Source organism: Micromonospora sp. D93, from assembly GCF_018070365.1.
GTDB classification, from domain to species: domain Bacteria; phylum Actinomycetota; class Actinomycetes; order Mycobacteriales; family Micromonosporaceae; genus Micromonospora; species Micromonospora ureilytica.
Map to the genome: position 1 here is coordinate 32,670 of NZ_JAGPXW010000017.1, position 22,564 is coordinate 55,233.

The 22,564-nt window shown below is 71.6% G+C and carries 20 protein-coding genes; 12 read left to right on the plus strand and 8 right to left on the minus strand.

The window, feature by feature from the left end; genetic code table 11:
* Positions 1 to 59: 59 nt before the first annotated feature.
* Together KBX71_RS19700 and KBX71_RS19705 are read right to left on the minus strand one after the other, a co-directional pair.
* Positions 60 to 437 (minus strand): nuclear transport factor 2 family protein, encoded by a 378-nt coding sequence (locus KBX71_RS19700; protein ID WP_210819475.1) that lies wholly within the window; start codon positions 435 to 437, stop codon positions 60 to 62.
* Positions 438 to 448: 11 nt separating this feature from the next.
* A complete protein-coding gene (locus KBX71_RS19705) occupies positions 449 to 1,552 on the minus strand; it encodes an aldo/keto reductase (RefSeq protein ID WP_210819476.1) in 1,104 nt (367 codons plus the stop codon).
* Positions 1,553 to 1,660: 108 nt separating this feature from the next.
* Here KBX71_RS19705 and KBX71_RS19710 point away from each other — a divergent pair, with 108 nt between their 5' ends.
* Complete coding sequence (locus tag KBX71_RS19710; protein WP_210819477.1) at positions 1,661 to 2,266, plus strand: TetR/AcrR family transcriptional regulator; 606 nt, start codon at positions 1,661 to 1,663, stop codon at positions 2,264 to 2,266.
* Between the two features lie 59 nt (positions 2,267 to 2,325).
* On the opposite strand, the gene KBX71_RS19715 is transcribed toward KBX71_RS19710, so the two are convergent.
* Entirely contained in the window at positions 2,326 to 3,918 is a 1,593-nt protein-coding gene (locus KBX71_RS19715) for a tannase/feruloyl esterase family alpha/beta hydrolase (protein WP_210819478.1), read from the minus strand.
* A 351-nt stretch (positions 3,919 to 4,269) separates the two neighbouring features.
* Between KBX71_RS19715 and KBX71_RS19720 the strand changes: the two genes are divergently transcribed.
* Positions 4,270 to 5,904 (plus strand): ABC-F family ATP-binding cassette domain-containing protein, encoded by a 1,635-nt coding sequence (locus KBX71_RS19720; RefSeq protein WP_210819479.1) that lies wholly within the window; start codon positions 4,270 to 4,272, stop codon positions 5,902 to 5,904.
* Positions 5,905 to 6,033: 129 nt separating this feature from the next.
* Here the strand turns inward: KBX71_RS19720 and KBX71_RS19725 are convergent, their stop codons facing one another.
* The 5 genes from KBX71_RS19725 to KBX71_RS19745 all read right to left on the minus strand — a co-directional run bounded on the left by KBX71_RS19725 (position 6,034) and on the right by KBX71_RS19745 (position 12,223).
* Entirely contained in the window at positions 6,034 to 6,648 is a 615-nt protein-coding gene (locus KBX71_RS19725; RefSeq protein WP_210819480.1) for a DUF305 domain-containing protein, read from the minus strand.
* Positions 6,649 to 6,719: 71 nt separating this feature from the next.
* Positions 6,720 to 7,628: a DUF1996 domain-containing protein gene (locus KBX71_RS19730; protein WP_210819481.1), complete on the minus strand. Its 909-nt coding sequence runs from the start codon at positions 7,626 to 7,628 to the stop codon at positions 6,720 to 6,722.
* A 245-nt stretch (positions 7,629 to 7,873) separates the two neighbouring features.
* Complete coding sequence (locus KBX71_RS19735) at positions 7,874 to 8,533, minus strand: C39 family peptidase (protein WP_210819482.1); 660 nt, start codon at positions 8,531 to 8,533, stop codon at positions 7,874 to 7,876.
* A 1,143-nt stretch (positions 8,534 to 9,676) separates the two neighbouring features.
* The gene (locus KBX71_RS19740) at positions 9,677 to 11,560 is read right to left on the minus strand and encodes a Xaa-Pro dipeptidyl-peptidase (RefSeq protein WP_210819483.1); all 1,884 of its coding nucleotides are present in this window, start codon (positions 11,558 to 11,560) and stop codon (positions 9,677 to 9,679) included.
* A 126-nt stretch (positions 11,561 to 11,686) separates the two neighbouring features.
* The gene (locus KBX71_RS19745) at positions 11,687 to 12,223 is read right to left on the minus strand and encodes a helix-turn-helix domain-containing protein (protein WP_210819484.1); all 537 of its coding nucleotides are present in this window, start codon (positions 12,221 to 12,223) and stop codon (positions 11,687 to 11,689) included.
* A 172-nt stretch (positions 12,224 to 12,395) separates the two neighbouring features.
* Here KBX71_RS19745 and KBX71_RS19750 point away from each other — a divergent pair, with 172 nt between their 5' ends.
* Genes KBX71_RS19750 through KBX71_RS19795 form a run of 10 tightly spaced genes read left to right on the plus strand, consistent with a single transcriptional unit; the run spans position 12,396 to position 22,554 of the window.
* On the plus strand, positions 12,396 to 14,000 hold the full coding sequence (locus KBX71_RS19750; protein ID WP_210819485.1) for an ABC transporter substrate-binding protein: 1,605 nt from the start codon (positions 12,396 to 12,398) through the stop codon (positions 13,998 to 14,000).
* Positions 14,001 to 14,010: 10 nt separating this feature from the next.
* Positions 14,011 to 15,096 (plus strand): ABC transporter permease, encoded by a 1,086-nt coding sequence (locus KBX71_RS19755; protein WP_210819486.1) that lies wholly within the window; start codon positions 14,011 to 14,013, stop codon positions 15,094 to 15,096.
* Positions 15,093 to 15,992, plus strand: coding sequence for an ABC transporter permease (locus tag KBX71_RS19760; protein ID WP_210819487.1), 900 nt, complete (start codon positions 15,093 to 15,095; stop codon positions 15,990 to 15,992). The genes KBX71_RS19755 and KBX71_RS19760 overlap by 4 nt, the downstream gene beginning before the upstream one ends.
* A 1-nt stretch (position 15,993) precedes the next feature.
* Positions 15,994 to 16,971 (plus strand): ABC transporter ATP-binding protein, encoded by a 978-nt coding sequence (locus KBX71_RS19765; RefSeq protein WP_196926231.1) that lies wholly within the window; start codon positions 15,994 to 15,996, stop codon positions 16,969 to 16,971.
* A complete protein-coding gene (locus KBX71_RS19770) occupies positions 16,968 to 17,945 on the plus strand; it encodes an ABC transporter ATP-binding protein (protein ID WP_307847184.1) in 978 nt (325 codons plus the stop codon). The genes KBX71_RS19765 and KBX71_RS19770 overlap by 4 nt, the downstream gene beginning before the upstream one ends.
* A 9-nt stretch (positions 17,946 to 17,954) precedes the next feature.
* On the plus strand, positions 17,955 to 19,193 hold the full coding sequence (locus KBX71_RS19775) for an amidohydrolase family protein (protein ID WP_210819488.1): 1,239 nt from the start codon (positions 17,955 to 17,957) through the stop codon (positions 19,191 to 19,193).
* The gene (locus KBX71_RS19780) at positions 19,190 to 20,833 is read left to right on the plus strand and encodes a DUF885 domain-containing protein (RefSeq protein WP_210819489.1); all 1,644 of its coding nucleotides are present in this window, start codon (positions 19,190 to 19,192) and stop codon (positions 20,831 to 20,833) included. Before KBX71_RS19775 ends, KBX71_RS19780 begins: the two co-directional genes overlap by 4 nt.
* Positions 20,834 to 20,870: 37 nt before the next feature.
* Positions 20,871 to 21,242: a nuclear transport factor 2 family protein gene (locus KBX71_RS19785; protein ID WP_210819490.1), complete on the plus strand. Its 372-nt coding sequence runs from the start codon at positions 20,871 to 20,873 to the stop codon at positions 21,240 to 21,242.
* On the plus strand, positions 21,239 to 21,565 hold the full coding sequence (locus tag KBX71_RS19790; protein ID WP_210819491.1) for a TIGR04076 family protein: 327 nt from the start codon (positions 21,239 to 21,241) through the stop codon (positions 21,563 to 21,565). The genes KBX71_RS19785 and KBX71_RS19790 overlap by 4 nt, the downstream gene beginning before the upstream one ends.
* Positions 21,562 to 22,554: an LLM class flavin-dependent oxidoreductase gene (locus tag KBX71_RS19795; RefSeq protein WP_210819492.1), complete on the plus strand. Its 993-nt coding sequence runs from the start codon at positions 21,562 to 21,564 to the stop codon at positions 22,552 to 22,554. Before KBX71_RS19790 ends, KBX71_RS19795 begins: the two co-directional genes overlap by 4 nt.
* Positions 22,555 to 22,564: the final 10 nt, after the last annotated feature.

A 22,564-nucleotide genomic window follows, 5' to 3' on the forward strand; every position in this document is an offset into this window, starting at 1 on the left:
AGGGGTGCCCGCGGCCGTGACCGGGGCTGCGGGTTCGTGGCCGCGGGCACGCGGGCGGGTCAGCCGGTGACGAGCCTCTGGGCGTACTCCGGGTTGGTGTAGTCACGCCAGGCGGCGATCTTGCCGTCGCGGATCTCGTAGATCGCCATGTTCATGACCGGCGCCACCGGTCGGCCCGGCAGGCCGAGGCCGTGGACCTGCTCGGCGATCACGACGTCGCCGTCGACTGCCTGGTGCACGGTCGCGAACTGGACCTCCGCGAACGTCCCGAAGACGCCGCGCCAGACCTCCACGACGGCGTCCCGGCCGCGCACCTGCTGGTCGCCGTACGCGTGGAACACGACCTGGGGGTGCAGGTAGGGAACGAGGCGGTCCGCGTCCTTGGTGTTGAACGCCTCGACGAACTCACGAACGAGGGTGTCGTTGCTCTGTGCCATGTCCGGTCCCTTCACTTGGTGGGCTGGGTGGCGCCGTTGAACACCGGAGGGGTGTAGCCGGCCGGCTTGTCGCCAATGCCGAGACCGGGGCTCACCACCCAGGACTGGTACTGCGGAGTGAACATCACGTAGGGGACCCCGAGCTGCGGCGCACTGGCCTCCTCGAGCCGGCGGCGGGCGTCGGCCGGGATCTCGAAGTCGAGCGCCTCGAAGTTGCTGCCGACCTGCTCGGCACTGCTCGCCCCGATGATCACCGAGGCGACGGCGGGCTGGGTGGCGACCCAGTTGATCGCGACCTGGGCCATGCTGCGACCCAGGTCGGCGGCCACGCTCTCCAGTGCCTCGATGACCTGCCATTCGCTGGGGCTGACCTCGCGACCTCCGGCGTCGGGGTTGGTCAGCCGACCGCTGCCGCTCAGACCGTCGGCGGTGCGCCGGTACTTGCCGCTGAGCAGGCCGCTGGCGATGGGGCTCCACGCGGTGAGCCCCATGCCCATGGTCTGGGCCATCGCCACGTACTCCGCCTCGATGCCCCGGTTGACCAGAGAATACGGAAGCTGCAGATTGATCATCGGGGCCAGCCCGTGCGCTTCGGCGTAGCTCTGCGCCCGGGCCGCGTACCAGGCCGGTACGTCGGAGAGGCCGGCGTACCGGATCTTGCCGGCGCGCACCAGGTCGTCGAGGGTGTGCACGACCTCCTCGACCGGGGTGATCCGGTCCCAGGTGTGCAGCAGGTACAGGTCGATGTAGTCGGTGCCGAGCCGGCGCAGCGACGCCTCCACGGCCCGCATGATGTGCTTGCGGCCGTTGCCGCTGGCGTTCGGGTCGGTCGGGTCGACGGTGTTGGTGAACTTGCTGGTCAACACGAGCCGTTCACGGACACCGGCCCGGTCGATCAGGCGGCCGAGGATCTTCTCGCTCTCCCCGGCGGTGTAGAAGTCCGCCGTGTCGATGAAGTTCCCGCCCGCCTCCAGATACTGCCGGAAGATCGGCTCCGCCTCCTCCTCCGTCTTGCCGTACGCGGCGTGGAACCCGTCGACGCCGAAGTTCATGGTGCCCAGCGCCAGGCGGCTCACCCGCAGACCGGACCGCCCGAGCAGGTAGTAGTGGTTCATGTGGTGCTGCCCTCCCAATCGTGGTGTCGGCCCGTGGCGGACCGCGCTCCAGACCTTTGCTCGCCAAAAATGGACCTGCAAGTCCAAAAGCTGCGCTAGGCTTGGGCCATGACACGCACGTTGACCCGCAAGGGCGAGGCGACCCGGGCGCGGATCGTCGCCGGCGCGGCCGCCGAGATCCGTGAACGCGGCGTCGACGACGTGCGCCTTGAGGATGTGATGGCCCACACCGGCACCAGCAAGGGACAACTCTTCCACTACTTCCCGGACGGCAAGGAGGAGTTGCTGCTCGCGGTCGCCCAGCACGAGGCCGACCAGGTGCTCATCGACCAGGAGCCGATGCTCAGCAACCTGACGTCCTGGCCGGCCTGGCTGGCGTGGCGCGACCGGCTCATCGAGCGCTACCTCGCGCAGGGGGTCAAGTGCCCCCTCAACGGTCTGCTCGGCCAGACGGGCAGGCGGGCGCCCGGCGCGCAGGCGATCGTGACCGGGCTCATGTGGCGCTGGCAGGCGGCGATCACCGAGGGGATCCGACAGATGCAGTCGACCGGGGACATCGCCCCGGACGTGGACGCCGAGCGGGCCTCGGCGGCGCTGCTGGCCGGCATCCAGGGAGGCGTACTGCTGCTGCTTTCCACCGGCAGGATCGATCACCTGGAGGCGGCCCTCGACCTCACCATCGAACGCCTGCGGGCGGGCGCCCCCACCGCCTGACGGCCCGGTCGGCGGCGGCCCGGAGCGGGACCGCTCCGGGCCGCCGACCTCAGATGTACTCAGGCGGTGACGCAGCGGTAGTTCGCCGCCGCCTTCGGGTCGCCGTGACCGGTGAAGCGGGCCACCTGCGGGTACCGGCAGGCGTTGCGGGTGACGCTGCCGTCGGCGCTCGACGTGGCGAGGGTGGCCGGGGCCTGACCCTTCTCCACCCAGTTGACCAGTGCGTCCAGCTCACCGGTCGGCTGCGGGCCGGGGCCGCCGCCGCAGTGGGCCACGCCGGGCAGCAGGAACAGCCGGTAGAAGTCGTCGACGCGGCGGTTGCCGCCGGACGCCCGGTTGACCCGCTCGCGGTAGTCGACGGTGCCCTGGGTGGGCACCAGTTGATCGGCCTGGCCGTGCCAGCTGAGCAGCTTGCCGCCGGCCCGGGCGAACGCGGACAGGTCGGGATCGTCGGTGCCGATGACGTCGTTGTACCGCTGCTGGGACTCGCGGAAGATCTGCGCGAACCGCTGGTAGGTCAGCTTCGTGGTGTCGAACGAGGGATCCCGCTGCACGAAGTACTTGACCCAGGTGTCGGCGACGGTGAACGGCTCGCCCGCCTTGGCCAGCCAGTCGAAGGTCGCGCCCTTGTTCGGGCCGTACCAGAGCTTCTTGCCGGTGGGGGAGACCGGTCCGGCCCAGATCTTGCGCACCGCGTCGGCGGTGGCGGCGGAGATCGTGATCTCCTTGCCCTCGCAGACGACAGTGGTGCCGATCAGTCGCCGGGCGTCCCAATGGCAGTCCTGCGGGTTGTCGATGATGCCGTCGGCGACCCCGTCGAGAGTGTCGCAGGCATTGGTCGCCGCGGTGTTGAACGCCTCCAGCTCACACTGGGTGGGCCGGACCTTCTCCTCGTTGAAGACGACCTGCGGCCACAGCGTCGCGACCGCGAACCTGTCCCAGTTGACCGCCGGCGCGTCGGCCAGGATGCCCTGAAAGTCGTTGGGGTGGTCCTGTGCCTCCAGGTAGCCCTGGCGGCCGCCGGTCGAGCAACCGTTCCAGTACGCGTAGCGCACCGGGGTGCCGTAGAACTTCTTGGCGACGTCCTTGCCGACGACGGCCATGTCGTGCAGCGAGCGGGAGGCGAAGTTCTTCAACAGAGGCGTGTTGACCGTGCCGGCAGGGGTCAGCGCCCAACCGCTGACGTCGGCCGGATTCTGGCCGATACCGGCGTCGGTGGCGGCGGCGACGTAGCCGTTCTTCACCGCGCTGACCAGCGGGGCGCCGAAGTCACCGGCGAGGTAGGCGCTGCCGCCGGTGGCCTGGAACCGGCCGGTCCACCGTCGCGGGTCCTGTGGCAGCGAGATCTTGACCTGGACGTGGTCGTCGGCACCGGGGTGGGCCAGGGTGACCGTGACGTCACACCGGGCCGGCACGTCGGTGATCGGCGGCGGTGCGTCGAGCGGGGGTACGGCGGGGAACGTGACCGTTCCGCCCGCGTGCGCGACCGCCGTCACCGACTCGACCTTCGCGCCAGCGGGCGGGGCGACCGGCACGGCCGCACACGTCGTCGCGGAAACGGTGCCGCTGTCGCGCGCGTCGGCGGCCATCGGCAGCAGTACGGCCGACAGCGGCACGGCGGCCGCCATCAACATGATCAGTCGTCTTCTCATGCCCGTCACCCTCGCCCGGAGTCCACGAACCTCACCCCAGGGAGTTGCCCTGGGGTGAACCCTGGCCGTTATGGAGCCGGTCGTGGTGGGGCACTCCGTGGGCGCGGTGTGAGCACGTAGCCGGGAACGACGGCAGCGGGGGCTGGTCAGCGACCGCCGCGTTATTCTTGCGCCCGAGTTGCCGGAGATCGGAGCAGACGTGGCAGGTGACGACGACATCTCCGGGTGAGCACCCGGACCGGCCGCCGACGGGCGCGTGATCGCGCCTCCGTCGCCGCGGCCCCGTCGTCATGCCCTGCTCCCACCGTGGTGCCCGTGTGCGCCCCGGCTCGTCGTTCTCCGAGGTTCCCCATGTCTGTTCGACCTGCTCTCATCGCCCATGACCTCGTGCGGGTCCGCGGCGACCGCCGGGTGCTCGACGGCGTCTCCCTGACCGCCGCGCCCGGCCACCGGATCGGCCTGATCGGTGAGAACGGCACCGGCAAGACGACCCTGCTGCGGGTCCTGGCCGGCGTCGACGTACCCGAATCCGGTGCCGTCACGCGCCCACCGGACGTCGGCTTCCTGCACCAGGAGCTGCCGTTGGCGGCATCCACCACCATCGCCGCCGTCCTCGACGACGCGCTGCGCGAGGCTCGCGCCGACCTCGCCGAGCTGGACCGGATCGGTGTCGCGCTCGCCGACCCGCCGGAGGGCGCCGAGCAGCACGACCGGCTGCTGGCCGCGTACGGCGAGGTGCTGGAGCGGGCGCAGGACCGCGACGCCTGGGACGCCGATCGGCGGGCCCGGACGGTCCTCGACGGCCTCGGCCTCGGAGGGCTGCCGCACGACCGGGCGTTGGGTGAGCTTTCCGGCGGACAACGTGGCCGACTCGCCCTCGCGGCGATGCTGATCCGCCGGCCGAGCGTGCTGCTGCTCGACGAGCCCACCAACCACCTCGACGACGCGGCGGCCGCGTTCTGCGAGGAGCAGCTCCGTGCCATGCCCGGGGTGGTCGTGGTGGCCAGTCACGACCGGGCCTTCCTGGACGCGGTCTGCACCGATCTCATCGACCTGGACCCGGCGGTCGACGGGCCGGTCCGTTTCGGCGGCGGCTACACCGCGTACCTGACGGCGAAGCGCGCCGAGGCGCAACGGTGGCGGCGGCGCTACGACGACGAGCAGGCGCTCCTCGCCGACCTGCGCGAGGCCGCCGCCGTGACCGGGCACCAGGTCGCCCACGGCCGGGGCCCGCGCGACAGCGAAAAGATGGGGTACGGGCACACCGCCGGCCGCGTCCAGAACCAGATCTCCCGTCGCGTCCGCGACGCCGCCCGTCGGCTGGAGACGATCGAGCGCGACCCCGTTCCGGTGCCGTCGGAGCCGTTGCGCTTTCACGTGCCGGTGCTCGCCGTCGGCGACAGCGACGGGGTCATCGTCACGGCGGACAGGCTGGAGGTTCGCGGCCGACTGCGGGTGGCACACCTGAGCATCAAGGCCCGCGACCGGCTCCTCGTCACCGGTCCCAACGGCGCTGGCAAGTCGACTCTGCTCGCCGTGCTCGCCGGCCAGCTGGCCGGTGCCGGAGTGCTCTGGCGACGACCGGGCATGCGGGTCGGTCTGCTCACCCAGGACAGCGTGTTCGCGGATGTGCGGCGGACAGCCCGGCAGGTCTTCGACGCGGCCGTCGGGCTGGAGCGGGCCGAGGGCGTACCCCTGTCGTCCCTCGGACTGCTCGCCCCGGTGGACCTCGACCGCCCGGTGGCCGACCTGTCGGTCGGACAGCGCCGCCGGCTCGCCCTCGCGGTGCTCGTCGCCGACCCGCCGGAGCTGCTTCTGCTCGACGAGCCCACCAACCACCTTTCGCCGACGCTCTGCGACGAACTGGAGGACGCCGTGGGCACCGGCCCGGGTGCCATCGTCGTCGCCAGCCACGACCGCAGACTCCGTTCCCGCTGGCCAGGCCGGGAGCTCCCCCTCTCCGCTGGTCCGTCCTTCGAGCGGTGAGCAAGAGGTGGTGTCGCGCCACGTTAGGTGCCGATGACGCAAACCTGTCAATCAACGGGGGGACCGGGGTGCGGGCCGGGAGGGTTCGTGGCTGTTCACCGACCCGAGCGCCGGCCGACACCGGTGCGGCTACGCGGGGTCGAGGTGATCGAGACGTTCGAGGTCGGCGGTGCCGTTCCGAGCCACGGCCGTGGCCAACGCGACGGCCGCCGGCTGGACTCCGCTCTGCTGCTCGGCGGCGGCGACCCGAACCGACTGCGCCAGGTGCGCCCGCAGGTGCCCGGCGAGCAGGCGGTGAAACGGCGTCCCGGTGGCCGACCGCAACGCGGTCATCTCCGCCGGGGTGACCATGCCCGGCATGTCGTGCCCCTCGTGCGGATTCGTCGTCGGTGCCGCGGCCTCGACCAGCAGTCGGTGGGCGCGGTCCAGCTGGGCGCGTTGGGTGGCCGCGAGCTGGGAGGCCGTCCGCCGCCAGGCCGGGTCGGTGGTCCGCGTCGGCACCAGATCGAGTACGGGCAGCAGGCGCTCGGTCATCGCCACCGTCAGTTGCAGCCAGGCGATGTCGGTGGGGTTGAACGATCCCGCCGTACCCGTGGGTGTTGGTGCGGTCGTCGCCGGCGGCGCGGCAGCGGGTGATGTTGCGGTGCTGGCCGCGTCCCGTGGCCCGGCATCGCAGCCGGCGACGAGCAGCACGGCGATGAGTGGTGCGGCGATGAGCACTGTGGACGCCGTGGGCTGGCGCATCCGATCTCCCTTCCCAACCAGGGCGGCGGGCCCGGGTGACCGGACCCGCCGCCGTGGTGTGGAGCTGTCGCTCAGATCGGTCGGCCGTCGTGACCGCACTTGATGACGGGACGGATGCAGTCCTGGACCCGGCGGGCCAGCTCGGCCACCGGCCAGGCGTTGAAGAAGTCACCGTGCATCGTGTAGCCCGGCCCGGAGGCCAGCCGGAACCGCGACGGGTCGCCGGTGACCGGGTACCGCAGCACCTGCCGCAACTTCGGCACGTGCACCGGGTGGGTGCTCGGGCAGGCCTGGTTCACCGGGTACGCCAGGTGGCTCTTGTGATCCGGCGAGTCGAGGTCCCGGCCGTTCCAGCACTGCGGGAAGTCCAGGTACGACTCCAGCATCGTGCCCGACGGGCAGTTGACGAAGTCCTTCGACGGCGGCACGTGCCCGGCGTGCAGGCAGGACCAGCGGGCGATGCTGTCGTTCGGCCCGGCGGCCTTCGCGTTGCCGGCGACGAGCCGCAACCCCTGCGGGAACGGCTGGGTGTTCGCGACGACGTCGGCGCGTACGCCCTCGCCCAGGTAGTAGAACGTGGCGATCGCCGGTTCCACCGCGACGTTGTCCCGGTAGAGGGTCGGCACCCAGTACGACGAGACGTCCACCCGCGGGTTGCAGGTGGTGGGCGAGTTGACCAGGTCGGGGAGGGTGGTCTTGGCGTTCGTCACCGTGCTGCCGAAGAAGCTGTGCATGTGCGACGCCCCCGGCAGCCCGGGGAAGACGATCGGGTCGTCCGGCAGCCGGTGGCTGTAGGTGCAGTCGGCGGGGAACTCGGCGACCCGGATGACGTTGACGCCGAAGTCGGCGCCGGCTTGGGCGGCGTCGGCCCGGTTGGTGGTCGAGACCAGGTACGTGCCGAGTAGCACCAGCAGCGCGCCGATCGCCGTGGCGAGGCGCAGTCGGCGGGGGGTGCCGGAGAGGGGTGCGGCCCTGTCCATCGTGACTCCTGTCGGGGGACGGGTCAGGGACAGCTCCGGGGCCGCCGCCGAAGGCATCGGAGTTGTGCCTGGCCAGACTGGGTGGTGGCCGTTTGGGGCCAATGCGAGAGAGCGCTCTCACTACCCCCAGCCTCACGTTGAAGTCGACAATTGTCAATACGTGCCACAGATGGTGGAAAGACGACGAAGGGCCGGGCCCCTGTGGTGGGGTCCGGCCCTTCGCTTCGTGTGTGGTGGTGCGGGTGTCAGCTGGTGGCGTAGCCGCGGGTGGCGATCCAGTCGGCGAGGTGCTCGACGGTGATCTGGTAGGCGGCTTGGTTGGGGTCGGCGGAGTCGGCGATGGTGACGGTGTTGCCGTTGTCGTGGTAGCCGACGACGCTGATGTAGTGCCCGCCCTGGTAGGAGTGGGTGGTGCCGACGGTGTCGGTGCTGGTGCCGGCGATGTTCGCGACCACGGCCCTACCGTCGTCGACGGTGCGGACGATGTCGGCGCGCAGGGTGTCGGTCTGCTTCGCGTCGGCGTCGGGGGTGCTGATTTCTACGGACCGGTAGGCGTCAGTCTTGCCGGTTTCCTTGTTCAGGACGGGGGTGATGTCGTTGATGGAGTTGGTGCCGGCTTCGGTGGTGCCCATTTCCTTGGCCATGTCGTCGACGTTGATGTTCTTGCCCTGCACGGATAGGGCGTTTCGGGTGGCGGCGGGGCCGCAGTAGTAGAAGTTCGGTTGGGCTTCGTAGCGCACGCCGAGTTCCCGGTCGCTGTGGCCCTTGCGGTCGGTCTGGGTCTGGGTGGCCGGCTTGCTGCTGGGGGCGGCGAAGGCGGTGGTGACGGGGCCGGCGATGGCGCCGCCGGTGAAGGCGAGACCAGCGGCGGTGAGGGCGGTCTTACGGATCAGATCGGTACGCATGGTGGCGTGCTCCTCTGCATCGGGGGTGCCCGCACGGCACTCAACGGGGGGGCAGTACGACCGTGCGGGGGAAGTTCGGGGGGTTCTGCCCGGTGACCCGCAACGAGGGGGTCGGCGTCGGGACAGGGTGTAACGGGTGCCGGCGGCGGATCATTCCGCCTACCCGCAGGGGGTCGGCCGTGGTGGGGCTCCGCCGTGCGGGGGATGTAACCGAGGCGGCCTGGCGGGTGTTCCCGGCGGCTGCCCCCGCCTGGAGGGCCTGGCGGCTATTTTCCGGCGGGGCCGGCGCACCGTGACCCGGGCTGTTGCGGTGGTCTGCCAGGTATAACGACCCGGCCCGGTCGCCGATTCCGCCGTCGGGGTGGCCCCGACCACCTGACACCCGATACCAAACCCGACAAACAACCCACCCTGCCCGGTCTAGCGATCCGGACGCGGCGGACGAGGCGGGGTGATCGACTCGGGTTCACGGAAGTCGCGGTGTCCGGGCGTCGGGGATACCCCGACATCATGAAAGCCGAGTGGATCATGCCGGTCTGCGCCGTTCGCGCGCCCCGGACCGGCCCGACCCCAAGCAAGCGAGTCGTGTGGCTCGGTCTGATCCGGGTTAGCGGGTCTCGTGGTCCGGCCTGGCCCGGGTTAGCGAGTCGTGTGGCCCGGTCTGATCCGGGTTGGCGAGTCGGGTGGCCGGCCTGGTCGGGGTCGGCGTGTCGTGTGGGCCGGTCTGGCCGGGTCAGCGCGCCGTGCGTACCGGCGCAAGATCGTGCTCGATCCAGGAAAGAGGCCCTTCCCCATGCCACGAGCCCACTACAACCAAGATCGAGCACGATCATGCGCACCTGGGCGGGGGCGGGGTAGGTCCGACGCGGGGTCAGGGCGCCGGGCGGTCCGACGCGGGGTCAGTGTGCCCGCGAACCCGGCACGGCGGACGGATCACGTGATCGACTCGGGTTTGGTGACATCGCGGTGTCCCGGCGCCGGGGACACACCTCGACATCAAGGAAGCCGAGTGGATCACGCCGCTGAGTGGCGGCGGCGCCTGCGCGGCAGCACGCGCGGGCTATCGCGGCGGGGTGCTCCCGACGTGCGGGTGGGGCAGCCCGATCACGTCGGACTGCCCCACCCGGGAGAACAGGGACCAAATCAGAACCCGAGGACGCCCCGCCCTCCGACCACCGGCAGTCGCAGTTCGCTGTCGTTCGGCGCGACCCGCAGTGCGGTGCCGCCCAGCGGCAGCAGGGTGTACTCCTGGTCGCTGGAGAAGACGACCACGCCGATCCGGTGGCCCGCCGGGAAGATGTAGTCCTTCGGCTCCATGGTCCACCGGTAGTCGTACAGCTTGCCCTGCTTGACCGGCTCGGTGCGCGCGGCGTTCTTGCGGTTCTGCGGGTCCATCCAACCTCGCGTCACCACGGTCGGGGCGGCGGTCGACCCGGCCGGGCCGTAGTCGACCAGGTACGCGGTGAGGTTCGCGTCCGGCTTGTTGTCGATCGCCATCCGCAGTCGCATCTCGGGGCGGCCGGAGATGCGTACGCTCTGCGTCAGCTCGGTGGAGCGGTAGGCGAGTCGGTTGGCGCTCGCGGTGTCCGGGTTGGACACCAGAGTGTCCGGGTGGATGGTCCGGCCCTCGTCGACGAAGCTCTGCTCGACCTTGGCCTTCGGCGGCTTGCCCGTGGTGAGCGTGCCGGGTGCTGTGGCGTCGCTGGCGGCGAACCGCAGGCCGACCTCTCGCGCGGCCGGGTCGGGCCAGTTGGCGTACGTGGTGTAGGCCCGGTCTTCGCGCTGGAGCACCGCCGTCGGCTCGTCCATGATGCCGTTGCGGACGTTCCACAGCCAGAAGTCGAACCAGCGGTTCTCGGTCTGCTTGTACGTCCACGTCTGCCCGCTGGGCAGGGTCACCGACGCGCTGCTGCCCGGGCCGCCGTGCCCGCCCTGGTGCAGCCAGATCTTGCGCGGCACGTGCCGCTTGGCGAGCTGGTCCCACCAGCCGGCGAAGTGCTCGGTCTTCACGTTCCAGTCGTTGAGGCCGTGTACGACGAAGACGCTGGCCTTGACGTCGCGGGCGTCGAGGTAGTCGCGGTCCTGCCAGAACTTCGAGTAGTCGCCGGTGACCCGGTCCTGCTTCGCGGTGATCTCCGCGAGCTCGTCGGCGCAGGGCCCTTCGGCGCGTGCCTGCCCGGCGGTGTACTGGGCCAGGATGTCGAGGTCCTCGCCCTGGAACGTCCCGGGCGCGACCACCAGACCGTTGGCCCGGTAGTAGTCGTACCAGCTGCTGATCGCGGAGACCGGCACGATGGTCTTGAGTCCCTTGACGCCCGTGGTGGCCACCTGGTTGGGCAGCGTCCCGTTGTAGGAGACACCGGTCATGCCGACCGCGCCGGTGGTCCAGCCGGCGGTGATCGGGGCGCCGTTGGCGTCGTACGCCTTCGCCCGGCCGTTGAGCCAGTCGATGACCGCCTTGGTGCCGAGCGTCTCGGCCTGGTCCCCGCTGGTCGGGCAGCCGTCCGAGTCGCCGGTGCCGACGCTCTGACCGAGCACCACCGCGTACCCGCGGGGCACGTAGTAGTCGTCCAGCGAGCCGGGCAGGTTGGCCTTCGCCTGTGCGCGCTGTGCACCGGCGTCGAGCGCGCGACGCCCGGAGCGGTCGGTCAGGCCGTTCTGCGGCAGGTCGTCGACCAGCACGCTCGGGTACGGCACGTCACCCCAGGTGCCCTTGCGGTACGGGCTGTGCTCGAAGATGACAGGCACCTTGAAGCCCTGCGTGGCGGTCTCCCGGGGACGGGAGATGTCGATCGCCACCCGGTCGAGTCGACCGTCGTGGTCGGTGTCCACCGGGGTCTGGACGAACACCCGCTCCTCGATCGCGTCGGCGAGCGAGAACACCGGTTGGGTCATGCCGTCGCTGACCACGATGCCGGTGGGCGTGGTGGGCGTGGGCGGAGCCGCAGCCGCTGGTGGGGCTGCGCTGAGGACCAGAGCGCCGGACACGCCGACGCTCAGGAGTGCCAGATGACGGGGTCGACGCATGCGCGTCTCCCTTCGGTTGGGCTGGTCGCCGGGGGTCGGCAGGGGCCAATCTCGAAGATCCATTCGTCGCCATGCTAGGTCCGCGGCGGCGTCCCGTCGATCCCCTCGGATGTCCACAGGGGTCGGTCAGGGAGTCGGTGGTGTCACCGCGATGATCAGGTGGGCGGGCTGTTCGCTGGCGTTGCGGTAGAGGTGCGCCAGGCGCGAGTCGAAGGTGACCGACTCGCCGGCGGTGAGGGTGTACGACTCACCGCCGATCTCGGCGACGACCTCACCGGTGACGACGATCGCGCACTCGGTCGACGGGTGCGCCCACGGCTCGGCCGAGCTGGCGTCGCCGGGCGCGAGGTGGGCCTGGAGCACCTCCAGGTCGCCCCGACCCGGGGTGAGGCGTTCGTAGGTGATCTGGCCGGGTGGCGCGGCCAGCCGGGTACGGGCGCCGACGCGGCTGACGTGCACCGGCGGCGCCTCGGGCTCGGAGAAGAGTTCCGCGATCGACGTGTCGAAGACCTGGGCGAGCTTCCGCAGGGTGGACAGGCTGGGGTCGGTCGCGCCGTTCTCGATCTGGCTGAGCAGGGCGGGCGACACGTCGGCGGCTGTGGCGAGCTGGCGCAGCGTGAGGGAGTGCTGCTGACGCAGGTCGCGGAGTCGGTCACCGAGCATGTGTCCTCGTTCCAAAACAGTGTGACTGAATCTTGATTGACCAGACTATACGGCCCTGTTTAGGATCCCTGAACATCAGGCGCTGATGTTCAACCTTACTGAACAGACCATGTCGCGTCGAAGCCCCGCGGATCCCGCACGGCGGGCCGCGCGATACGAAGGTAGGAACAGCATGTCGGTGTCTCCCCGCCGGCTCCTCGCCGGAGCGTCCGCTCTGGCGACGCTGGCCGTCCTCTCCGTCAGCGCCTGTAGCGCCGGCGGCAGTGGTGGAAACGCGAACGGTACGGCCAAGACCCTCACCGTGAACACCTCGTTCGTGCTCAAGACCCTCGACCCCGGCCGGGTGTACGAGGCGACCGGTCTGACCGCCGTGCACGCCCTCTACGACACCCTGCTCACCTTCAAGGGTTCGGACGTGAGCAAGCCGGTCCCCGCGCTGGCCGAGTCGTACCAGGCGTCGCCGGACGCCACGACGTTCACCTTCAAGCTGCGGCAGGGCGTGACGTTCGCCGACGGTAGCCCGCTCACCGCCGACGACGTCGTCTTCTCGCTCAACCGGCTGAAGAACATCAAGGGCAGCCCCGCGGTCACCGTCAGCGGCCTGACAGTGACCAAGACCGACGACAGCACCGTCGTGGTCGCCTCGGCCACCCCCGACCCGAACATTCCGGTGGTGCTGTCGATGCCGTCGACAGCGGTCCTCAACTCCAAGGTCGCCAAGGAGCACGGCGCCCGCGACGGCGCCGACGCCGCCCAGGGCGACACCGCGCAGCAGTACCTGGACACCAACTCCGTCGGCAGCGGCCCGTACGTGCTGAAGTCCTACGACCCGTCGTCGCAGGTGGTGTTGGAGGCCAACCCGAAGTACTGGGGCACCAAGCCGCAGTTCTCCCGGGTGGTGCTGCGCAACATGGATGTGCAGACCCAGAAGCTGACCATGCAGCGCGCCGAGGCGGCCGAGATCTCCCTGGACATCTCCGGCAAGCTCCTCGACGGACTGCCGGGCAGCCTGCAGACCTCCGGCGTGCAGGACACCGTCTACTTCCTCTTCCTCAACGCCGACCCGGGCGTCTCGGCGGTCACCGCGAACCCGAAGTTCAACCAGGCCCTGCGCGCCGCCATCGACTACCAGGGCATCGCCGCCCTGTACGGCAAGGGCGCCGCCCCCGGCGCCGGGCTGGTCGCGCCCGCCTTCCCGGGTGCGTTGCCGGCTGGCGAGGAGTCCAAGCGGGACGTGGCAAAGGCCAAGGCGCTGCTCGCCGAGGCCGGCCTGACCAACCCGACGGTGAAGTTCACCTACCCGGCCATCACCTACAAGGGTGTGGACCTCGGCACGGTGGCCACCAAGGTGCAGGGCGACGCCGCCGAGGCCGGCATCAAGCTGGAACTCAACCCGCAGCCGCTGACCACGTTCCTCGACGAGATGCGCGGCGGGAAGTCACCTCTCGGATTCACCCCGCAGAGCCTGAACTACCCGGTCGCCGACTCACTGATCAACAACATGGCACCGGGGCAGGCGACCGCGCTGCGTTCCGGCTGGACGGTCGAGCGGGCCGACCCGGCCGTGGTGGCCGCCGGCAAGAAGGTCACCGCGACCCTCGACCTGGCCGGCCGGGCCACCGCCATGCAGGAGTGGCAGCGGTTGATGAACGCGTCCTCGCCGTACCTCGTGCTGGCCAGCAACTCCTCCATCGTCGTGGCGACCACTGACCTGACCGGGGCGGACTACACCGCCGCCGGTTGGCAGGTGGACGTCGCCGCGGTCGGGCGCAAGTAGTCCCGACGACATGACGACAGTCCACGACGGTGAGCCGGGCGCGGTCGCCACGACCGCGTCCCGGCCCCGGGGTGCCCACCCGTTGCTGACCTTCCTGGCCAAGCGGGTGGCGGTCACCGCCGGCCTGCTGCTGGGCGTCACTGTGGTGACGTTCGGTCTGGTCAATGTGGTTCCCGGTGACCCGGTGACCGCCAACCTCTCCGACCAGGCGCTCAACGACCCCGCCGCGGTGGCCGCCTTCCGCGAGAAGTGGGGCCTGGACCAGCCGCTCTGGGCCCAGTACCTGCACTATCTGGGCAACCTGCTGCACGGCGACCTGGGCCATTCCCAGCAGACCGGGCGGGCCGTCCTGGACGACCTGTTGCACTACGTGCCGGCGACCCTGGAGCTGGCCCTGCCGAGCATGGTGCTGGCGCTGCTCATCGGCACCGGGATCGGCATGCTCGCGGCGGTCCGCAACGGCCGGCTCACCGACCAACTCGTCCGGGTCGGCGCCCTGCTCGGGCTCTCCACCCCGCCGTTCTGGCTGTCCCTGGTCGTGCTCTACGTCTTCTTCTACCAGCTCGGCCTGGCGCCCAGCGGCGGTCGACTCTCCACCGACTTCAGCCCGCCGCCCACCGTCACCGGCATGTACACGGTCGACGGGGCGCTCGCCGGGCAGTGGGACGTCGCCTGGGACGCCGCCCAGCACCTGTCCCTGCCGGTGCTCGTGCTGACCTCGCTGACCGTGGCGATGCTGGTCCGCTTCGTCCGCTCGGCGATGCTCGAGGTGCTCCAGCAGGACTACATCCGGGCCGCGTACGCGAAGGGTCTGCCGACCCGGGTGGTGCTGCGCCGGCACCTGCTGCGCGCCGGCCTCGTCCCGGTGGTCACCGTCTCCGGCCTGGCGTTCGCCTCGCTGCTCTCCGGCACGGTGCTGGTGGAGAGCATCTTCGGCTGGCCCGGCGTCGGCCAGTACGCCTACCGCTGCGCCACGGCGCTGGACCTGCCCGCGATCCTCGGCGTCAGCCTGTTCGTGGCACTCGTCTACACCCTGGTCAACCTGACCGTCGACCTGCTGTACGGGCTCATCGATCCGAGGATCCGGTTGTCATGACGACACTTGCAGACCCGAAGGCGGAGCGGGCCCTGGGCCGACGCCGCTGGCTCGGCCGACTGCGCGGCGGCTCGGCCAGTCGACCGGTCTGGCGCCAGCCGATCACGGTGGTGGCGTTGACCATCCTCGGTGGATGGTTGCTGCTGGCGTTGCTCGCGGACGTTCTCGCGCCGTACGACCCGCTGTCGCAGAGCGCCGACACGTACGCGTCGCCGTCCGGGGCGCACTGGTTCGGCACCGACTCGCTCGGCCGCGACATTCTCAGCCGGGTCATCCACGGCGCCCGGCTGTCCATCCCGCTGGCCCTGGCCATCGTCTCGCTGGCCCTGCTGGTCGGCGGGCTGCTCGGGCTGGTCGCCGGATACGTCGGCCGGTTCGTCGACGAGGCCCTGATGCGCCTGACCGACCTGGTGTTCGCGTTCCCGCAGATCATCCTGGCCATGGCGGTGACGGCGGCGTTCGGCCCGAACACCCGCAACGCCGTGCTGGCCCTGGTCATCGTCTCCTGGCCGGTCTACGCCCGGGTGATCCGCAGCGCCGTGTTGAGCATGCGCGGCGACGACTACCTCAACGCCGCCCGCCTGCTCGGCGTCGGGCCGATCCGGGCGTTGCGCCGCGACGTGCTGCCCAACAGCATCGGCCCGGCGATCGTGCTGGCCACCCTGGAGCTTGGCAACGCGGTGCTGCTGCTCGCCGCGCTGTCGTTCCTCGGCCTGGGCCCGCGCCCACCGGCCGCCGAGTGGGGCTCGATGGTGGCCCTCGGCGCGCAGGACCTGTCGATGTGGTGGGTCAGCGTGTTCCCCGGCCTCGCCATCCTCACCGTGGTGATGGCCTTCAACGTGCTCGGCGACGCGCTGCGCGACCGGCTCGACCCCCGCTACACGAAGGGACGCTGAGGTGGCACCGCTGCTTGACGTCGACTCCCTGGCCGTCACCCTGCCCTCACCGCGTGGCCCGCTGCCGATCCTGCACGACGTGTCGTTGACAGTCGACGAGGGGGAACTGGTCGGCATCGCGGGGGAGAGCGGCTGCGGCAAGAGCCTCACCGCGCAGACCCTGCTGGGGTTGCTGCCCCCGGGAGCAGCGGTCACCGGCTCGGCCCGGTACGCCGGCACCGAACTGTTGGGCCTGGACGCCCGGGGCTGGCAGCGGGTCCGTGGCGCCGGCATCGCCATGGTCTTCCAGGACCCGAGCGCGGCCCTGCACCCGATGCTCACGGTCGGGCGGCAGCTCACCGAGCACATGCGGGTGCACCTGCGGATGGACCGTCGAGCTGCCGGCCGCCGCGCTGTGGAACTGCTCGACCAGGTTCGCATCCCGGACCCGGAGCGGGCGCTGCGCGCGTACCCGCACCAGTTCTCCGGCGGAATGCGGCAGCGGGTGGCCATCGCCATCGCGCTGGCCGCCCGGCCCCGACTGCTGATCGCCGACGAACCGACGACCGCCCTCGACGTCACGGTGCAGGCCGGCATCCTCGCCCTGCTGGAACGGCTGCGCGCCGAGACCGGGCTGGCCGTCGCGTTCATCACCCACGACCTCGGGGTGCTCAGCGCCCTCACCACCCGTGGCTACATCTTCTACGCCGGGCGGGTCGTCGAGACCGGCCCGACGGGCAGCCTGCTCACCGCCCCCACCCACCCGTACACGGCCGCGTTGCTCGGCGCCCGACCGCACGGCACCCAGACCGGCGGGACGTTGCGGCCCATCCCGGGCGCCCCGCCGGCACCCGGCGAGGCACCGCCGGGCTGCCCGTTCCAACCCCGCTGCGGGTACGCCGAACCGTCCTGCGGCGAGGCCCCGCCCCCGCTCACCCCCGCCGGAGCCGACCGGTCGGTGGCCTGCGTGGTCCGTCCGCACCTGGAGGTGGCCGCGTGAACACCACAACGCCCGCGCGACTGTCCTTCACCGACGTCGAGGTCGAGTACCGATCCCGAGGGCGTGGCCGGGTGCGGGCCGTCGCCGGGGTCAGCCTGGAGGTGTCGCCCGGCCAGATCGTCGGCCTGGTCGGCGAGTCCGGGTGCGGCAAGTCCACCCTCGCCCGCGTCGCGGTCGGGCTCAGCGCGCCGAGCGCCGGCACCGTCGAGTACGCCGGCCGACCGGTCACCCCGCTGGGCTGGCGGCCCCGCTCCGGAGCCGAGGTCGGCCTCCAGATGGTCTTCCAGAACCCGTACGCCTCGCTGAACCCCCGGCGCACCATCGGCTCCCAACTCCTCGACGGCGTGCCGGCCGCGGTCACCGGGTCGGCCCGCCGAGCCCGGGTGCACGAGCTGCTCGAACGGGTGGCCATGCCGGCCAGCGCCGCCCAGCGGTACCCGCACCAGTTCTCCGGCGGTCAGCGGCAGCGCCTGGCGATCGCCCGCGCGCTCGCCCCGGAACCCCGGATGATCATCGCGGACGAGCCGGTGACCGCGCTGGACGCCTCGTCCCAGGCCCAGGTGGTCAACCTGCTCGTCGGGCTGGTCCGCGACCTCGACATGGGCATGCTCTTCATCTCCCACGACCTGGCGCTGGTGCACGAGATCGCCGACGTGACCGCCGTGATGTACCTGGGCCGGATCGTCGAGGCCGCACCCACCCGCGAGCTGTGGCGCGAGCCCCGACACCCGTACACCCGGGCGTTGATCGACGCGGTGCCGCAGATCGGGCCCACCCCGCGCCTGCCCGCCATCCTCGCCGGGGAGGTGCCCGACCCGGCCAACGCGCCCACCGGGTGCCGTTTCCGGCCACGCTGCCCGCACGCGTTCGCGCCCTGCGGGGAGCAGCCGCCCACAGTCGACCTGGGCGGCCGCAGCGTCGCCTGTTGGCTCACCGACTCCGCGACGGCCCCGACCGTCGCGCGATCACTCTGAGGACGTCCCATGCGCAAGCCCACCGAACAGGTCCTGGTCAACCTCGCCCTCTACGACGGTGTCCAGGACGCCCTCCAACCGGATCGCGGCATCTGGATCGACGCCGACGGGATGATCCGTGCCGTCGGTCAGGTCGACGACGTCCTCGCCGAAGCCGGCGCGGCCCGCGTGGTCGACCTGGGCGGTGAGCACGTCATGCCGGGTCTGACCAACATGCACGTCCACCTCTCGCTGGGGCTGCCCGGCCACCTCGCCGACACGGTGCACGGCGCGAACCTGGCCGAACTGGTGCTGCTGATGGCCGACTCGGCTCGGCGCACCCTGCACTCCGGTGTCACCACCGCCCGCCTCGTCGGGGAGAACCGGTACGCGGACTTCGCCCTGCGCAGGGGGATCGAGGCCGGCGCTGTCGACGGCCCGCGCATCTTCACCGCGGGGCACGCGCTCTGCTGCACCGGCGGGCACGGCTGGGAGGCGGACGCCCTGGAGGCCGACGGCGCGGACGGGTTCCGTCGGGCCACCCGCGAACAGCTCCGCGCCGGCGCCGACCTGATCAAGGTCTGCATCTCCGGTGGGATCGCCGGCCAGCACGAGGCGATCGACACCCCGCAACTGCTCGACGACGAGATGGCAGCGGTCATCCGCGTCGCGCACGACTGGGGACGCAAGGTCACCGCGCACGCCGGCCCGGCCGACTCGGTCCGCCGAGCCGTCGAACTGGGCCTCGACTGCGTCGAGCACGGGTACGAACTGACCGACGACGTCACCCGACTGATGGCCGAGCGGGGTGTCTGGTACGTGCCGACGATCGTGGTGAGCCGCTGCGAGCAGTTCTTCCGCGACTCCGGGGTGCCCGGCTGGCTGATGGACCGGGCCCTCGCGGCCGGCCCCCGGCACTGGGAGAGCCTCCAGCACGCCATCCGCAACGGCGTGCCGATCGCCCTGGGCAGCGACATGCCCCCGCACGCCGGCTACGACGAGACCACAGCGACTGTCCGCGAACTGGAGTTCATGGTGGACGCGGGGATGCCCGTCGCGGACGCGCTCAAGGCCGCCACCACCCGCCCCGCGCAGTGGCTGGGCCGTGCCGACACCCTCGGCACCGTCGACGCCGGTAAGCACGCTGACCTGCTGGTGCTGCGCGACGACCCGACCCGCTCGGTCTCCGCGTTGCGCACCCTGCACGCGGTGCTGAAGGGCGGGGTGGCGTACCGCGACGACCACGGCCGGCTCGGCGTACCGCGATGACCAGCATGACCGAGGTCGCCGACGGGTACCTCGACGCGCTCGCCGAGCTTGACCCGCAGGCGGCCCAGGCGGCGGGGCGTACACCGGGATCGCACGTCCCGGATCTCTCGCCGGAGGGGTTCGACGCCCGCGCCGAGCTGGCCCGACGCGCCGCGACGGCCGCCGCCGCGGCGACCACCCACGGCCCCGGGGAGCGATCCCTGGCCGACGCCCTGCTCGACCGGCTGGCCAGTGAGGTCGACCTGTACGACGCGGGGTTCACCACCCGGCTGCTCGCCCCGCTGGCCACGCCGGTGCACCTGCTCCGGCAGCTCTTCGACAACCTGCCCCGACACACCGAGGACGACTGGGCGGTGGTCGCCGACCACCTGCACCAGGTGCCCGACGCCCTCGCCCGGTACGCCGCGACGCTGCGCCGGTCGGCGCAGCAGGGCCAGCTGGTCGCCCGCCGCCAGGTGCTGGTGGTCGCCGACCAGTGCACCTCCTGGACCACGGCCGACTTCTACGGGCGGTTGGTCGACGGCTGTCCCGACGGCCCGCTCGCCGCTCGGCTGCGCCGGGGCGCGCGGCTGGCGACCGCCGCCACCACCGGTTTCGCCGCGTTCCTCCGCGCCGAGCTGGCACCCGCCGCGTCCGAGGCGGACGGTGTCGGCGGCGACCTGTACCGGGTCACCGCCCGCAGTTTCCTCGGCGCGACAGTCGACCTCGACGAGGTGTACGCGTACGGCTGGGCGGAGTTGATCCGCACCGCCGCCGAGCTGCGGGCCGTCGCGGGCGAGCTGGGCCACTCGCGGGTGGCCGCCGCGCGGGCGGCCCTGGACGCCGACCCGGCCGGTCGGGTGGCGGCCGGGCCTGCCCTGGAGGAGTGGCTGCGCCGACGCACCGAGCAGCTGACCGATGCCCTCGACGGCACCCACTTCGACATTCCGTCCGCCACCCGCCGGGTGGTGTGCCGGATCAGCCCCGCCACGTCCGGGGTCATGTACTACACGCCTCCCGACCCGGCGTTGACGCGTCCCGGCGCGATCTGGTGGTCGGTGCCCACCGGCGAGTCGACGGTGCCGGTGTGGCGGCACGTCGGCACGCTCTGCCACGAAGGGCTGCCCGGCCACCACCTCCAGCACGCCGTCACCCTCACCACCGCCGCTCTGCACCCGTGGCAGCGCACCCTGTGCCAGGTACACGGGTACGCCGAGGGGTGGGCGCACTACTCCGAGCGCCTCGCCGACGAGATCGGCCTGTACGCCGGCCCGGCCGAGCGCCTCGGCATGCTCGACGGCCAGATGTGGCGGGCCGCCCGGGTGGTCATCGACCTGGGCCTGCACCTCGGGCTGCCGATCCCGGCCGGCAACGGTTTCACCGAGGAGCGGCACTGGACGCCCGCGCTCGCGGTGGACGTCCTCACCCGCGTCGCCGGCCTGGACGCCGAGACCGCGCGTTTCGAGGTCGACAGGTATCTCGGCTGGCCGGCACAGGCCCTGGCCTTCAAGGTCGGCGCGCGGCTGTGGCAGCAGGCCCGCCGGGACGCCGAGCGCCGCGAGGGTCCGGCCTTCGACCGGAAACGCTTCCACCACACCGCGTTGGCGCTCGGACCCATGGGACTGGATCCGCTCCGCGCCCGCCTGGCCGACCTGCCCTGACCCCCGAAGCGCCGTACCCGATCGGAAGTGACAGCCGATGAGCGATGAGCTCCCCACCACCATCACCGACCTGTACCGGTCCCTCGGCGACCGGCAGGCCTTCGACGCGCACCTGCACCCCGACCTGACGTTCTGGGAGTCCGACGCCGATGGCCTGCTGTCCGGCCTGCCTGCGCTCGACGACCTGCGGGACCGGCGGGCGACCCGGGCGACCGGGTCGGCGCCGATCTCGGTGGCGCCGGAACACCTGCGTGCCGATGCCTGGGGCGACACCGGTCTGGTCCGCTACGTGCTGCGGGCCCGCTTCGCCGACACCCGGCCGGACGAGTGTTTCCGGGTGACCGATGTCCTGCGCCGCGAGGACGGCTCCTGGCGCATCGTGCACCACCACGCGGAGGCAGTGCGATGAGCGTAGAGGAACCCACCACCGACCTGTACGACCTGCGGATCGTGGTGGAGCGGATCGAGGGCCGCTCGGTGTGCGGCCTGAAACCGGGCGACCACATCGACCTGACCGGCTCCAACCGGCTCACCATCCCCGCCGGGGGGCACTTCTGCCTCTACGCCCTGGCGGCGTGCCTGCCGTTGCTGCCGGCGAAGCAGCGAGCGCTGGCCGAGGGCGACTGGATGGCCCGGGACAGCCACGTCGCCTGCCCGGACCCGGACGAGCGGCTCATCATGCGCATCGAGCGGACCGGCCTTCAGCGCATCCCCACCGAGGAGCTGACGTGAGCGCAGGGCTGGTCGGCATCGGCCTACAGTCCGACAAGTCCGCCGACGAGTACGCGGAGCTGGCCGAACTGACCGAGCGGCACGGCTTCGACGTGCTGTCGGTCTTCGGTGACCTGATGTACCAACCGCCGATCTTTCCGCTGCTGGTGGCGGCCCGGCACACCCGGCGGATCCGCCTGGGCGCGGCGTGCCTCAACCCGTTCACCATGCACCCGGTGGAGGTGGCCGGTCAGGTGGCCGCACTGGACCTGGCCTCGCGGGGGCGGGCCTACCTGGGCCTGGCCCGGGGCACCTGGCTCAACGAGATCGGCGTGCCGCAGGTCCGTCCGATCCGGCGCATCGTCGAGACGGTCGCCGTCGTACGGCTGCTGCTCGCCGGCGACGACGGCGGTTTCCAGGGTGGGGAGTTCACTGTCGCCCCGGGCACATCACTGCGGTACACGCCGGCCCGTGCCGATGTGCCGGTCCTCGTCGGCACCTGGGGGCGGCAGACCGCCCGGGCAGCGGCGGGCTTCGCCGGCGAGGTCAAGGTCGGCGGGTCGGCAAACCCGGCGATGGCCCGGATGATGCGCGCCTGGCTGGACGACACGGCGGTCGCGGACCGGGACGGCACGGGTGTCGTGCTCGGCGCGGTCACCGTCGTCGACGAGGACGGTGCGCTGGCGCGCCGGGTGGCCCGCCGGGAGGTGGCCATGTACCTGGCGGTGGTCGCCGTCCTCGACCCGACGATCGAGGTGGACCCGGAGCTGCTGGCCCGCATCAAGCAGCACGTCGGCCGTCGGGAGGACGACCTCGCCGGCGCGCTGATCGGCGACGACCTGCTCGATCTGTTCGCCTTCTCCGGCACGCCCGAGCACGTCGCGGGGCAGGCGGCGGCGGTGTTCGACGCCGGTGCGAGCCGGGTGGAGTTCGGCACCCCGCACGGGTTGACGCCGCACGGCGGCATCGACCTGCTCGGCCGGCGGGTGCTCCCACTGTTACGGGCGTGAAAACCTCCTC